The following is a 16244-nucleotide window of genomic DNA, read 5'->3' on the forward strand; positions in this document are numbered from 1 at the left end:
GAAGCGATTGATCATGGTGTAGGTCAAGATGAGCTGGTGACTAACGTATTGGTTGAAAGCACTCAAAGTGATGCTGATGGTACACAAGAGACGGTTGTGGCACCGTTAACGATTACTATTTATGACTCTGATCCGGTGATTAGAGATGACACATACTCAGTCGTAGAAGATCAAACAATTACGGGCAATGTACTTGAAAATGATATTGATCTTGATGGAACACTTTATGTGAAATTTGTAGAGGCTGGCGGGGAGCAGAAGTCAATTCTAGAGGGGGGATCCGTAAGTTTTAGTTTAGAAAAAGGCGAATTAACCGTATTTTCTGATGGCTCTTGGCAGTTTGATGCAGGTCGAAACCTAGATCATTCGGTCGAGCAAAGTGTTTCTTTCAGCTATTTAGCTGCAGATGACTCCCAAGACTATGGCTTGGCTAACGCGACGATTGATATTAGTGATGGACAAGCAGGTTACGTAGGCAATGCGACTATAGACGTAACAGAAGTCCCTTTGGATGGCCCGATATTGAACTCTGAAGGAACTGTTAATATTGTCGTGGGATCTGACAATCCGGATCCGAGTAGTTTGTATTTCGGTGGGTCATCTATTACTAAGTTAGAAGCATTAGGGCTTACAAGCTCAGTCTCTGATAATGAGCTTAGCTACACGTTAAGTTCCAGTGGAAAGCAAATCACAGCATTTGCCAATGGTGTCACTGTATTTACGTTAACATTGAGTGGCGTTGAGTCGGGTAGCGATGTATTAGCTTCAATTTCACTTACTCTTGAGCACCCTATCGATCAATTCAATAGCAGTGATACGGTAACCTTCCCGTTGACCATTGGTGGCGTAGATTTAGATGCCACACCGCTTGTAGAGAATGAAATTGACTATGTTCTAAAGGATGGCGCAGACCCAACTTTAAATAATTTGAATGGGGTAGAAGTAAAAGAATTTGATCTCGCAAATGGAAGTGTGTTGAGCTCAGGGAATTTTCAAGTTGAGGTTGGCAGTGATTACCTCGAATCTTTGTCGTTCATCGTCTCTGAACAACCCTTGTTGACGAGTGGTGAACAAGTTGTGCTTTATCAAGTCTCTGCGGATGGCAAAACACTTGATGGTTATATTCTTGACGAAGATGGGCAAACTCAGATTCCCATCTTTCAAGCTACCCTCAGTGCTTCATTACCTATTGATGCAAATAGCGACATTACCTACTCCTTTGAGCTTTTTCAGGCTCTCGACCAACAAGAAAATACTGATCCAAACGTACCTCTCGTTGTTACTGCAATGGACTCAGACCAAGATAACACGTCTGTCGTTTTAGACATTAATGTGATAGATAACGACAATGGACAAGCGTTAATCAATAGTGGCAATGTCGAGTTAACCGAAACACCTGTCGATACAAACATTGCTCCTGATGGGGTTTCAGCCATAGCGAATACGGATGTGATAGTTACGTCATCATTCGATCCGATTGTGTATCTGGGTGTTGACATAAATGATGGAGATACTGTCAAAACTACACTTGGTGATGCTGTTACTTATAACGGAGAGGCTGTCACTTGGTACGATAACAATGATGGAAGCTTTGACGCAATTTCTGACACTGGAGACGTTATATTTAGGGTCACGTTACCTAGTGACTTCTCTTTGCCATCAAATGATACGTCTACCGTTAATGTAACTGTAGAGCTTTATCACTCGCTTGACCATGTTTTAGGTGATGGGACGCAATTGTCGATCTCTATGCCCATCGTGGCGAGAGATTCTGATGGAAGCGAGATCTCTACGGAGTCCAACATACAGGTCTATGATGGCTTGTTTCCGGAACTAGTAATTACAGAGGGAATCACAGTCAATGAAAGCGGGTTGAATGATGATTCGCTTGATTCTGGCATCGAGGGCTCGTCACCATCCATTACGCTAGTACAAGGTTCAGACTCTATCGCCAGTGTGAGCGTGAATATCGATATGTTCAATGCGCTCGGCTATAAAACAAGTAGTGGCAGCCTGGTTGCGCTTGATTCACCGGACTCGAATGGTTGGTTATATGCAAGAGATGAAAGCGAGCAAGACGTCTTTAGAATTAGATTTAATACCGATGGGACTGTCGAGTTTGATCTATACCGTGCACTTGAACACGATGAACCTGACGGTGTTCCAGCGGACGAGAACACATTAGAACTCAGTTTTTCAATTTATGCCGTTGATAAGGATGGCGACCAGTCTGAAGCTGAGATATATACCGTTAGTGTAGTGGATGATATCCCCGAAGACACAAGCTCACCAATAGAAATTGAACTTACCGAGGGGGATGAGTTTTCGGGAAACTGGTTTAGCAATAATGCCGACTTAATCAGTTCAGATGGCACGTTGATTTCAAGTTTGACCTATGCAGGTGAAACATACGATACGGCGAGTTCGGTATTTAGCAATGATGCTTGGACCATCGATTTAATCAATAGTAGTGATGGTAACTTAAAATATGGAACGCTGACTATTGCTCAAGATGGGACATTTACGCTAACTACCGAGCTTATTGTTAATACGCCTGTAGGTGGTTTGCTTGATGATCTAACGATAACTGTGACGGATGCAGACGGTGACCAAGCAAGCAGTGAAGCTCAATTAATTCTTGATGATGCTAGGGGCTTTATTCGAACCGTTAATGTAGATACGTTAGAAGATAATGGCGCGAATAATAGTGGAGACCCTACGCCAGTCGCGTTACCGATTAGAGTTTCTCCTGGGGATACGGAGAATAATGAGCGTGTTGAAGCGATAAGGATCTCTGTTGAATCTCTACAAGGAGGGGCTCTGTTTTTAGACGGAGCGCGCCTTGAAGATGATGATAATGACGGATTTATTAGTCTTTCTGGTACAGAGCTAATGGGGGTGGGTATATTCACCGTTCCAAATGGTGATCTCACTTATCAACCAGCACTAAACCTGTCGGGCAACACTATCAAAGTTTCGTTAGCAGTGTCTGCATTAATCGTATCTGATGTCGAACCAGATGGTTTTGTATTACAAGGCAATAACACGTTAAATGTTAACGTTTTACCGGTTGCAGATTTGCCAGAGTGGTCTAATGATTCGGACTTTTCTTATCAAAGTGTTGAAGATTCCGCTGAATCACTTTCGCTCAATATTGTCGCTGAAAAGTTTGACCAAGACGGTTCTGAAACGCTCCACTACCAAATTTCGAATATTCCAGATGGACTTATATTAACACTTAACGGAAGTGCTATTGAGGAAGGGAAAGCGTACAGCCAATCCGAGTTAGATCAAATTGAAATCACATCTAACGAAAACTTAGCCGGAAGATTTACTTTTGATGTAACGGCAGTAACGACTGAGTCGGGTAGTGTGTTTGCCGATGAGCAAGATAAAACAGCGGAGATCACTGAGCAAGTTGTTATCGATATATCTCCAGATGCCGATGTGCCTACGCTGACCGTTAAAAACATTCAGGGGCTTGAAGACCAAGCGATTGACTTAAAAGATTACATCCTAGGGCGGCTCACTGACACAGATGGCTCGGAGTCTCTTTCTTATCGCATAGAAGTTCAAGATGGTTGGACATTGCCTGTTGGAGCTGGGATTACGCTTATCGGTATTAATACCTACCTAGTGACCTCCAATGCTCTAGCCAATTCAGAGGCGTTACTTCAACCAAAATCGGATATCAGCTCATTTACTGAATCTCTATCCCTTCAAGTAACCGCCATTTCAACAGAGTCGACTATTGATGGCTTAGCACCTATTAATGAAACCGCCGAGAGCCAATTTGCAACCATTGATATTAAGCTAAAAGGCGTGGTCGATGAACCAATTGTTCTAGATGGTGGACAGGGGAATTGGCAATATGATCAAGCGACTAAAGTAATTAGTAATCTCTCTACGTTAGACGAAGATAACCTGATACAACTGGATTTTATCATCCAGACATCAGACGACGACCTATCAGAAGAAATTAATATCTTGCTTCAGAACATCCCTTTGGGAACACAACTGACAGATGTAAATGGTGACCCTATTGTTCTTCCAATTGCTTACGTGGACCCAATAACGGGGCCAGTTTATCAGGTCTCAAACGCTGTTCTTGAAAACACTTACCTCAAAACAGAGCAAGATTTTAGTGGAACACTGAGCATGGATATTATCGTCGTTTCAACAGAGCCGGATGGTGATTCTGCTGAAACCCCTCTTAAAGTGGAAATGGAAATCTCACCTATTGTTGATCAAACTGACAGTCAAGAATTACAAAGCAATGGTATTGAGGACAATTTCATCACACTAAATCTTGAGCCTGTCGTTAATCAAGATATAGATTCTAGTGAGTCCTTGACAGGATACACCATTGTATCCATTCCAGATGGCTTAACGCTTTACTTTGATGGTAATGCAGTAGAGAAAAGTAACTTACCGTTAGAACTCAATGAACTACTTGATGGTAGCTCGGCAGCATTATCTGAGTTGTTAAACAGTGGACGAATCACTGTAAAAGCTAATGAAGACCTAAGTGGGACATTTAGCCTGAAAGTTCAGTACGAAGTGACAGACACGTCTCCGACGATGGAGACTGATGTAAAGGCAATCAATGGCTCTTTGAGCGTCGTGGTTTCTGGCAAAGTGGATATTGGTAATGAAGATATTGACAAAACACGTTTAGAAGGTGCGACTGAAGTATTCACAAGTACCGATGGGTCTGCTGTCGACGTGAGTGGAGGCATTACATTTACAGAAGCGGATATTGATGGTTCAGAGTATCTTGATTACATCGTTTTACAGATACCGCAGGGTCAAGACCTCATTGTTACTCATCCGAATGGTGCTTCTCAAGATGCCGATGGGAACTGGCTGATTCCAATGGAAGGAATCACAAGTGATAGCGTGTTGGAAACCGCTCAAGATTTGCTTGCTAGCGCATCGATTTATAGCCCATCTAATACAGAGATACTTGATGTGAATGTGTTAGCGTATGTTCGAGATGGAACGGATGCTCAATACATCACAGGTCAGTTCCAAATTCAAATTACTGGCCATGAAGGAGATGGAGACCAGTGTGCTGATCCTGGTGAACCAGGAAGCGTTCAAAGTGGGGATATTGTAGGTAAAGAAGGTGAAGATGTCTCAATTGGGGCGTTTTTAAACCCTGATGTAGCGAGTAGTGATGGTAACTTAGTTTCCTTCTTTGTCGCCGCAGATTCTTTACCTGAAGGAGTCGAGCTTACTGGCGAAGGTGTGATACCTGCTTATGATAATGCGGGCAATCTGTTGGGTTATTCAATTTCTAGCGCTGGATTGTCTTCCTTGACGCTTACTGGCGTGGATGAGGACTTTGCTGGTTGCATTACTTTCAATTTAGAAGTGACAGAAACGGCCCCATGCGATGGTGACTCGAAAACAACCTCTCAGACCATTACGGTACAAATCTCTCCTGTTGTCGATGATATCGCGATAGCACCAAGCCAAGTTACGGTTCAAGAAGATACTATAACCAACCTGAATCTTGCTCTTGTATTGGGCGATAGTGAAGGGCCAATGCAGTCCATTACTGGAGAAGGTGACGCAGCGACTGGCCTTGAAAGTGTCAATTGGGTTTCTTTATCGGTGTCTGACGAGAATGCGCGGTTTACTGCCGTGGACCCGAGCCTACTCATTGACAACGGTGATGGAACATGGGTGGTGACAGATGTTACGCGTCTAAACGAAATTCAGTTAATCCCACCTGAAAACTACAGTGGAGAGCTTGTTATTTCCGTTGACGCAAACATTACTGATGAAGTCACGGGAAGTTGTTTAAGTACTGACAGTGCGAAAGATACTCAAACTAAATCAACAGAAGTTACCGTTACCATTGCCCCAGTGGTTGATAAAGCGGTTCTGGAAACAGAAGACGTAGTTGGTAATGAAGATAATTATATTTATTTAGGAAACTTATCTGCATCATTAATCGATCAAGATGGTTCTGAGTCGATGTCTTTGGTCATGACAGGAGTGCCAGACGGAGCCGTGTTGGTTTGGGACAATAATGGGACGCTCGAATTACTCCCTGATAACGGTTCAACGGATGGTGAGAGCAAGGAGTGGCAGCTAACTCAAGCACAACTTGATAAGGTTTACTTTCTACCGCCACTAGATTTTAGTGGGGATATTTCATTAACACTGCAAGCTATTACCCAAGAGTCTGGATCAAACGACTATAACTATACCACTTCTCAGTTCAACGTCGGCGTAAAACCGATTGGCGATGATGTATCGTTGAATACAACCTCTAACACGTTCACTGGAGATGAAGGTGATTCCATTTCGATTGACTTTTTAGCGAGCGGTTTTGAAACAAATAGCAACGAATATATAGAAGTGTCGATGTTGATCAAAGCAAGCTCTGAACCCTCTGCATTGGAAGGCTTAGGTAGGATTCGTATTGGAACTCAATTCTCATCCTTTACCTTCGATGACGCGGGCAATGCCGTGGCGACGGTATTAGTGCGAGCAAATGAAGTGTCAGGTTTGGAGTTCATTCCGAAGGATGCATTTGGAACGATGGATGTTGCTCTCAATGTTAGAACGTTTGATCAAGCGATAGTGTCAGAGACACTCGAAACCGATTTTGGAGATGTGCAAACTACCGATCTAACCATTGTTGTTACCCCTGAAGCTGATGAGCCAACACTAACGGCCGATTATCAGTCTATTGTGTCTGAAGCGTCTGGGAGTATTCCTTTGGGGTTGAGCATGAATTTAGTCAATCCTGCACCCGAAGAGTTTGGAAGTGTGGAGATTCGCGGATTACCAACAGATCTAGAGTTGAGTCATGGTGAAAGATTGAACGGCATTTATACTGTTGATCAAGAGGATGTCGCTGATCTTTCCATCGTTGGCGGGTTTAGCGGTGCAAGTGATTTTACGTTGTCGATAAAACCGATTGCAACACTGGGTGCTACAGTCGCAGAAGGTGCTGCTCAGACAGTCAATGTTACCTTAGTGGAAGAAGGGGGCCAAACATTACTTGCGACAGATGCTAATGATTTGCTTATTGGAGGAAGTGGCAGCGATGTATTCCAGTTTGACAGTTCAGGGCTCGGTAACGAGTTAAAGCCCTCGTACGATGTGATCAACGACTTCCAAATATCCGTTATTGGTGATGATAATGACACAATTGATATCGCCTCGATAATCACCGCTACCTCGATAACAGAAGTCGATAATAAGCTCGATTTAACAGAGAATGATGATGGCGTAACGCTTCACATAAAACCAGAAGAGACGGGGACAAAACAACAGATTCTTATGCAGGGCGTCACTCTCGATCAGCTTTACAAAGGTGACTCGACTGGCGTAGCCGAAGAAAATGTCTTACAGAAGATGATTGATGACAACAACTTGCTAGTAGGTGGTATGTCATGAAGCATCACTCATCCTCATCAAGTGAGCTGACTAACGATCCTTGGGGGCATTCGTTAACTTGGTTGATGCGTTATTTTGAGGTTAGACACCATACAAAAAAGGTGCTTTCTGGATTACCTCTTGTTGAGGGTAGATTGGATGTTGACTTATTCATCAGAGCCGCTGAGCGAGCCGATCTTGAACTCACATTAATCGATTTAAAATCCACCGCAATGTTGAGCTTTCCATTGGTGGTAATCAATAGGAAGACGTTACAACCCGCTATTATATCTGAGCGACATAACAGCGATTATCAAGTCACGTTATTTAGTGAAGATCAAGGTGAAACGCAATACGTCACGAGCGAGGAACTGCATAATCGATTCCAGCCTCAAGCATGGCAAGTTTCTATGCGTCCAGAGCTGGACAAACGGATAAGTTCTATTCAAGCGGATTATAATGAACATTGGCTTTTCGCCGTAGTGAAAGAAATGTCTCCGTGGTATCGAGATCTTTTGATTGCCTCTTTCCTTATCAATACGCTAGCGCTAGTTATTCCGCTTTTCACTATGAACGTTTACGATCGTGTAGTGCCTAATCAAGCTTTCAGTACATTATGGGTTTTGGTCGCTGGTGTCTCCGTCATCATTATTTTTGATTGGCTATTGCGTAAAGCAAGGGGAGTTGTCACTGATACCGCGGGTAAGTACATCGATAACAAGCTTTCTTCGATACTTTTTTCTAAAGTTATGGGGATGAAACTTGAACACCGTCCTGCATCAGTCGGTGCATTCGCTCGACAACTACAAGATTTTGATAGTGTTCGCGATTTTTTTACTTCTGCATCTCTTGTGACCTTAGTTGATCTCCCATTTACGTTGTTATTTTTAGTCTTAATAGGTTGGCTAGGTGGGGCAATGATGTTCATACCTATTGCCGTCATGTTTACCCTGCTGATCCTTGGCTTTGCGGTAAAAGCAAAAATAGAACAATCACATACGGAAAGTGCTGCACTATCCATGAAGCGACAAGCTCACTTGTTTGATTCATTGTCCTCTTTAAAAGAGATTAAGCAAAATAACGCTACGGGAGAAGCACAAAAGCGTTGGGAGCAAACGGTATCCATGCTTTCTGATTGGCAAAATCAATCGCGAAACTATTCGAATATCGTTGCTTACTCCATTCAATCTAGCCAGCAGATAATTACCGTAATGTTACTTGTAACAGGCGTGTACAGAATTTCTGAGGGATTGCTCAGCATGGGGGGGCTCATTGCTATTGTCATGCTTAGCGGTCGTGCTGCAGGGGCGATTAACCAGTTAGCTATGCTGTTACTTCGCTATCAACAGACAAAAACAGCGGTTGAAGGCTTAAATTCTATCATGTCTTTACCTCAGGAGGCGCAACGCAGTCAGGTCATTACGTCTGCCGAATTTACAGGGAATATACGTTTAGAAAACGTGAGCTTCCAATACCCAGATGTTGATATGCCATGTTTGAGAGATATTAATCTTACTATCAAGCAAGGCGAACGCGTTGGCGTTATTGGTAGTGCAGGAGCAGGAAAGTCTACACTCCTTTCTATTATTACCAATCAACTCAGTGCCTTACAGGGTAGCGTTTATTTTGATGACATTGACAGTCAGCTTTGGCCCGCCGAATTGATAAGAGAGAAAACGGGTTGGGTTAGCCAAGATTCGCATCTTATATACGGCAGCATTATGGAAAACATAGTATTAGGACATCATGTTATTGATCAAGAACGATTACGCCGTGCGATAGAATTATCGGGTTTGAACCAGTACATGAGTCGCCTTCCTCATGGTCTAGAAACGCAAGTCGGAGAAGGAGGGCGTTATTTGTCGGGGGGGCAAAGGCAAGCTGTAGCGATTTCAAGAGCTTTTTATCGAAACCCAGCAGCATTAATTTTAGACGAGCCAACCAGTTCCTTAGACCAGCCAGCTGAGAATGCGTTGTTTAATGCTCTTAAATCGTTGCCGCACTCGACGACGATGATTATTAGCTCTCATAAACATTCCTTATTATCGCTTTGTGATCGAATTGTTGTGCTTGATAAAGGCACAATTTTGAGGGAAGGAGCGCCCCAAGAAATTTTTGCTAAACAACAGTCTAACGCGAAAACGAACAGAGTACGCGCAGTATCAATTGTACGCGAAGGAGGTCAATGATGAGCACAGTTCGTTGGAGTAATGCTCATTTAGCAAACCGTTCGAGAACGTTGATTTGGTTGTCTGCCGCGTTAGTGCTAAGTGTGATTATTTGGGCCTCGTGGGCGAGGTTAGACGAAGTGGTTGTCGGCGAAGGAAAGGTTGTTCCTACTTTGTCTGTTCAGACGATTCAGAGCTTAGAGGGAGGTATTCTAAAGGAGTTACTTGTCATGCCTGGTGAAAGCGTCACTAAGGGGCAAACCATCGCTATTCTGGATGATACAAGGTTTAAGTCGACCTATTCGGAGACCTCTGAACAAGTTGAATCTTTGCTCGCCAGAAAGCAGAGGCTTCAAATTGAATTAGAAACGGTAAAAGTGAATAGCCTCCAACTGGATTGGAAACAACAAGTGAGTATCGAGCCTCAGACATTTGATATTTCGATGACCGGCCACTCTGCCTATCTGAATGCCAAAGCAAACTATCTTGAGCGGTTGAGCCAACTGGAGTCTGAGCTGGAGGAGGCTAAATTGCGAATTGAGCAACAATCGCAAGCTTATCTAGATACCTTGAATACCATTCAAACACTAAAAAGCAGTCTGGTTATTGTCTCGAAAGAGCGAGATATGCTGAGAGAGGTGGTTTCTAGTGGCGCGGTAGCTGAAGTGGAATTATTAAAACTGAATAGAGACGTTATAAAGCTCAAAGGAGACATCGCGAGTTCACAAGCTGCTGCCCAAAAGCAAAGGGCTGTGTATTCTGAATCCATCGCAGATTATCGTGGTACTGCGCTTGCTTTTAGGGCAGAGGCACAAGGGCAGCTCAATGAAGTTGTGACGCAACTAGCGCAGCTCAATGAAAGTCGTCAGGCGATTGCGGATCAGTTGAATCGAACGCAGTTACTTTCTCCGGTCGATGGAACCATCAAAGATGTTTTTGTCAGAACCATCGGAGGTGTGGTTAAGCCGGGTGAGCCTATTTTAGAAATAGTCCCTCGTAATAGCACGTTAATCGTTGAAGCGAGAATTTCTCCTCAGAATATCGCCTTCATAAGGCCTGGCCTGCCGGCAACGGTAAAGTTGTCTGCCTATGACTTTGTCATTTACGGAGGCCTAGAAGGAGAAGTGACCTACGTAAGCGCCGATGCACTTCAAAATGAAGAGGGCAATGCCTACTACCGTGCCAACGTTACTTTCAAGGTTGATGATAAGTTTACGATCATCCCGGGAATGCAGGTTGTGGTAGACATTCTTACAGGAGAAAAAACAGTACTGAATTATTGGTTAAAACCTATATTACGTGCGAAAGAGAATTCGCTCAGAGAAAGATAGACATAAGGATATAAGATGCGGCTTAAATCAACGTTATTGGTCTTGTTTGCAGTATCATCGTCGCCAAACGCTTTGACTTTAGAAGAGTCAGTTACGTTATCTCTCGATAGCTCCCCCAGTTTGCTTGCTCGCTATTCTCGCTATGAGTCGATGGTACGAGACCGAAATGCCATAAATGGTTCATTTCTTCCTCAGGTTAATTTGTATGCAGCAGCAGGGTACGAAGGTACTCGATATAACAACGGAAACTACATCGACAGTGAAGATAGAACATTAGAAAGAACGGAGATGGGCGTAAGAATCTCCCAACTGTTATTTGATGGATTTAAAACAAGTGCTGATGTTGATCGCCTATCTTACGAGGCTGAAGCTGAACGCTTGGACTTATTGGCATCTGCGGAAAATGTTGCATTAGATACTGTCAGAGCGTATGTGGATGTTTTACATGCCCGAGAGTTGATGAAACTGACAGAAAGAAACCTAAATGAACACCAAGAGATCTACCGTTTCATTCTAGATAAAAAAGAAAAAGGTTTAACCAGCAACTCCGACTTAGCGCAGGTTTCTTCGCGTGTCGCGACAACACAGTCCTCATTGATTGCCGCCCAAAACAATCTTTCCGATGCTAGAACAAGATTTGTACGTTTGGTTGGTCGAGCGCCGCAAAACTTAGTTGAACCTGTTTACCCGCAGGAGTTGCTTCCGAATAAGCTTGACGAAGCACTCAAACAAGCGGTTAGGTTGCACCCATCCATACAGTCAGCGATGAAAGATTTAGAGGCGGCTCGACATGAAGTAAAAAGAGAAAAGGGGGATTACTACCCAGAGCTCAAGCTTGAGCTGTCAGCCAACAAAACAGACAACGTGGATAATATTGAAGGCATTAACGAAGATGCAAAGGTTATGCTGACGGTCAACTACGATCTTTTTAACGGCTTTTCTACAGACTCCCGAGTGGAGTCATCTGCCTGGCGAGTAGAGGAGGCGAGGGCTATTCGAGCAAATGCAGAACTAGATGCGAATGAAGGTGTAAGGCTGGCATGGGACGCACATACATTGCTTCAACAGCAAATGGAGTTTTTAAAAGTCAACGTTGATGCGGCGAAAGTAACTGAATTAGGGTACATCCAGCAGTTCAATGTAGGGCGACGCAGTTTGTTAGATGTATTAGATGCCAAAGTTGAAACGTTTGTTGCGAGACGGAACTACACCCGAACAAAGTACGATCATTTGGTTGCCACTTACCGTTTATTCAACTCGATGGGGATTCTGACTTATGCGTTGCGAGTTGAGTATCCAGAGAACTGGAAGGAGAACAATAATGGATAAATTCGCAGTGACGAGTCTTCTAGTTTTCATGTTAGCAGGCTGTGCTGAATCACCGAATACGACGTTGACCACTTACCAGTACAACGACCTTAAAGACAATGATAGTGATGGCGTGATAAACCAACGAGATAACTGCGCAGATACGCCAAAAGGTGTGGTTGTTGACAGTGAAGGCTGTGCGAATTGGGTCAACGACTCGCAGACACACCTGATCAGCTTTTTCTTTGCGATGGATGAGCATCAGGTAACGCCATCTCATGATATGCCGCTAAGCGAGTTGAAAGCACTGCTTCAGAGTAACCCAAATGCGCAAGTCATACTGATAGGAGACACAAGCCCTGAAGCGTCACTCGAATACAACAAAGCGTTGGCAAAGAAAAGGACGGCAGCTATACGAGAATTGCTAGTGAGAAACGGCATTCAAGATAATCGAATTGAAGAGCAAGAGTTTTATCAGAATACGGCATTGACGGTACAACTAAAAAAACGGGAAAGGCGCACAATTGCTGTTGTAAACACGAAAGCTGAAAGTACTGAACAAGCGTGGACTATATTTAGTTCGGACAGCGAGTTGACACCTAATTCGAAGTTGGAGCTGAATTATGAAAATTAAAGTCTTGCCTTTCCTTGCTCTAACTTCATGTTTGATTTCACCGCTGGCATTTTCTGACTCTGAGGCTCGAACATCGATTTTTGTCGAACCAGAAATACTAGAAACGATAGAAACATTGATAGATGAGCCAAGTGTAAATGTAGCGCTTGCATCTCAGTCTGGTGGTTTTAACGACATGCTAAATGACGGAGCCTCTATTGCGATCACATCTAAGAAATGGTCAGATGAAAACATCTCCCGATTTCAACGAGAAAGAGGCCACAGGCCTACACGTTTGTTTTTAATGGCAAACGCTATTGTCGTAATCAATAGTCAAAAGAGTACGGTAGATAGTGTTTCCGTTAGTGAATTGAAACGCTGTGATGCAAATACGTATGCTTTCGGGGAGATGCGTTTAAGTAACCCAGATGTGAGCTCTAATGGTTGTCAATCATCGATTCAAATGCTTGATGAAGACCGATTGAAACGGGCTTTAAGCGACGACTTGTCAGCCAAAGCTTATATGCGATACTCCGATTTTAAATACTCAGAACAGTGGTCGAGCTACAAGGCTCTCTCTGTTCATCATAACGATGACTCATGCTCTTTGAGCACAGATTGCATCTATTCTCTTCGCTATCCATTTTCCGTGGTCTATTACGTTTATATAAATAAACAATTCGACACTAATCAGAAGATCAAAAAATCAAAGCTATTTGAACTCCTTACAACCGACAACAATACACAACAGGTACGAAATGCTGGGTTTATTCCACTACCAAAAGCGCTTATTAAAATAAATAGGGTGAAGTTAGGGCTAGATGAGCCAGTTGTTTTAAACGGGTATAAATAAACTTCATACGCCTAACTATGTGGGCTTGAGTGAACGTACCGCTCTAGGAAGTTTGCCTTGCTGCTCATTTATCTTTGGTTAACCTTTGGTCAATTGAGTTGGTTGTAAGTGGTTTTGTTGGTAATTTTTCTATCATTGTGGCAAGTTTACTTAAAACTACTTAAGTGAATTTAAGTTATGACACAAGAAGAAAGACTCGTAGCACTCAGAGCGAAGCTGGAGCAGCAAAACAAAGTAACGTTGTCTGAAGTTTGTGAGTACTTTGGTATCTCGCGAGATTCAGCTCGCCGAGACTTAGTTAAGTTGAGTCAGCAACCTGGGTTACAAAGAATACGAGGTGGTGTCATGCTTGCGCCGATCTCTTCCCATACCGAGGCATACGCGAGTCGACCCGTGAGTGACGTTAAACATCGACTGGCTCAATCTGCCGCAGCGTTGTTGGATGAGCGCGACCATCTTGTTATTGATACCAGCACCATTTTATCTCTGCTCCCACTCTATGCAGGAAAAGCGCGTTGTGGAGAAAACAAGCTCAACGTCGTTACTAACAGCATTGATGTGCTGACCGCTGCTGAGACAAACGACACAATGGACGTTTATTTCTTAGGCGGACACTTTGACCCTTATGCCAGAGCAGTTTTAGGGGCGCAAGCAGAGCAGCAAATGCAGCATTATCACGTGAACAAAGCGTTCATTGGCGTGTGTGCGTTGTCATCCCGAGGGCTGACAACAAATAGTTTGTTAGAAGCAACAATGAAACAAGCGATGATTGCTCAAGCTCAGCAGGTCATCGTCGTTTGTGAATCCCGAAAAATTGGTAGCGACAATTTCCACCACGTATGTGATTTGTCAAAGATCGACATCATTATTACAGACCATCCCCCTCAATCAGATTTTCAACAACTCCTCGATCACAATGATATTGAATGTATTGTTGTATCACCGAAATAAGGAATCTTACAATGGCTTACGATCCCGTAAAAACCGCTGTGATTGGTTACGGATATTCAGCAAAAACGTTTCATTTACCCTTCATTAAAGCGCTACCAAATTTAACGCTGAGCGCGATAAGCTCTCGTCAACAGGAGGCGGTTCAAAATGATTGGCCAGATGCTAAGTGGTTTTCTGATGCGAATACTTTACTCGATGATAGTGATGCAGAGCTTGTAATCATTACTGCGCCAAATGACGTACATTACGAACTTGCAAAGCGTGCGTTGAACAATGGGAAACACGTCATCGTCGAGAAACCGTTTGTTACTCGTATAGAAGACGGTAATGAACTTATCGCCTTGGCGGAAGAGAAAGGTCTGGTGCTGAGCGTTTTTCACAATAGACGTTGGGATGGAGATTTTCTCACGGTTAAATCTCTTATCGAACAAGGTAAGTTAGGTGATATAAAGCTATTCGAGTCACACTTTGACCGTTACCGCCCTGAAGTTCGTCAACGCTGGCGAGAGCTAGCCCAAGATGGTGGTGGTATTCTATTCGACCTTGCTCCTCATCTTCTCGATCAAGCATTGGTGTTGTTTGGCTTGCCAGATGCGATAGACGCACAATGTCGAATGATGCGCCCGGGTGCGACAACGATTGATTATTACAACTTGATACTTCATTACCCTGAGCATATTGTGCACTTGCATTCAAACTTGTATAGCCCAGAGCCGAATCTCCGCTACAAAGTATTGGGTACGGAAGCTAAATATGAAAAGTTCGGATTAGATCCTCAAGAGGGCTACTTAAAAGAAGGCCGTTTGCCGGAAAACGATGCTTGGTCGGAAGAAGATGAGGCGTTATACGGCGTCCGTTACGACGAAGACGGTGCGCAAACTATCAAAACGGAGAGAGGCGCGTACCAAGCTTACTTTGTTGGTGTGGCAGACGCCATTCGTTTGGGCACTGATAACCCGGTTCCTGCCGCTCAAGCAGTACAGAATATCGCTCTGATTGAGATGGCATTGGAAAGCAGTAAAACGGGTAAAACGATTCAGGTGAAACCATGAGTTTGACGCTTGAACTCGTGGCCCTGCAAGAGCATGAACTTCAGTTGGCGGAATTTAATCACCATATTGCGTTGTCTATCGGCCTCGCTCTAAAAGAAGAGGCTGAAGCTCGCGGCGCGGCTGTTGCTATTGAGGTTTACGGCTTTGGACAAACGCTATTTCAATACGCGATGGCAGGAACCTGCGCTGATCATGTAGATTGGGTCCGTAGGAAGCGAAACTCAGTATTGAGGTATGGCCACAGCTCTTACTATCTTTCTCTGTACAACAAGCAAAAGCAACGTGATTTCGAAAATCAGCCTCATCTCGATGCTCGTGAGTACTGCGCTCATGGTGGCGCGTTCCCAATTCGGCTTTCTGGGTCTGGTTTGGTTGGGGTTGTGACGGTATCGGGTTTACCGCAGTTAGATGATCATCAGCTAGTTGTGGATATATTAAAAACGATGACAGAGACCAAACCCTCTTAAACGCCAAATATGAAAGTAGCACGGTTTCTTTATCGTGCTACTGAATTCTCTTTTTAGCTCATAAAGTGTTCTTTAATGTGAGCAAATATTAACATTGATCCCA

At 43.6% G+C, this 16244-nt stretch carries 9 protein-coding genes; all 9 read left to right on the top strand.

Annotation, left to right across the window (positions count from 1 at the left end; genetic code table 11):
- The first annotated feature begins 36 nt into the window (after positions 1-36).
- The 9 genes from R7093_RS16315 (at position 37) to R7093_RS16355 (ending at position 16141) form a co-directional block, all read left to right on the top strand.
- Complete coding sequence (locus tag R7093_RS16315; RefSeq protein ID WP_318146736.1) at positions 37-7419, top strand: Ig-like domain-containing protein; 7383 nt, start codon at positions 37-39, stop codon at positions 7417-7419.
- Entirely contained in the window at positions 7416-9587 is a 2172-nt protein-coding gene (locus R7093_RS16320) for a type I secretion system permease/ATPase (RefSeq protein ID WP_318146737.1), read from the top strand. The genes R7093_RS16315 and R7093_RS16320 overlap by 4 nt, the downstream gene beginning before the upstream one ends.
- Positions 9584-10897 (top strand): HlyD family type I secretion periplasmic adaptor subunit, encoded by a 1314-nt coding sequence (locus tag R7093_RS16325; RefSeq protein ID WP_047102180.1) that lies wholly within the window; start codon positions 9584-9586, stop codon positions 10895-10897. Before R7093_RS16320 ends, R7093_RS16325 begins: the two co-directional genes overlap by 4 nt.
- Positions 10898-10912: 15 nt before the next feature.
- Positions 10913-12226: a TolC family outer membrane protein gene (locus R7093_RS16330; protein WP_005377756.1), complete on the top strand. Its 1314-nt coding sequence runs from the start codon at positions 10913-10915 to the stop codon at positions 12224-12226.
- A complete protein-coding gene (locus tag R7093_RS16335) occupies positions 12219-12839 on the top strand; it encodes an OmpA family protein (protein WP_053303115.1) in 621 nt (206 codons plus the stop codon). Before R7093_RS16330 ends, R7093_RS16335 begins: the two co-directional genes overlap by 8 nt.
- The gene (locus tag R7093_RS16340; protein ID WP_248525161.1) at positions 12829-13671 is read left to right on the top strand and encodes a phosphate ABC transporter substrate-binding protein; all 843 of its coding nucleotides are present in this window, start codon (positions 12829-12831) and stop codon (positions 13669-13671) included. Before R7093_RS16335 ends, R7093_RS16340 begins: the two co-directional genes overlap by 11 nt.
- Before the next feature lie 177 nt (positions 13672-13848).
- On the top strand, positions 13849-14622 hold the full coding sequence (locus tag R7093_RS16345) for a DeoR/GlpR family DNA-binding transcription regulator (protein ID WP_053306490.1): 774 nt from the start codon (positions 13849-13851) through the stop codon (positions 14620-14622).
- An 11-nt stretch (positions 14623-14633) separates the two neighbouring features.
- Positions 14634-15674: an oxidoreductase gene (locus R7093_RS16350; RefSeq protein WP_005377752.1), complete on the top strand. Its 1041-nt coding sequence runs from the start codon at positions 14634-14636 to the stop codon at positions 15672-15674.
- A complete protein-coding gene (locus R7093_RS16355; protein ID WP_248525162.1) occupies positions 15671-16141 on the top strand; it encodes a heme-degrading domain-containing protein in 471 nt (156 codons plus the stop codon). The genes R7093_RS16350 and R7093_RS16355 overlap by 4 nt, the downstream gene beginning before the upstream one ends.
- The last annotated feature ends 103 nt before the right edge of the window (positions 16142-16244 follow it).

The sequence above is a fragment of the Vibrio sp. 1580 genome (genome assembly GCF_033340055.1).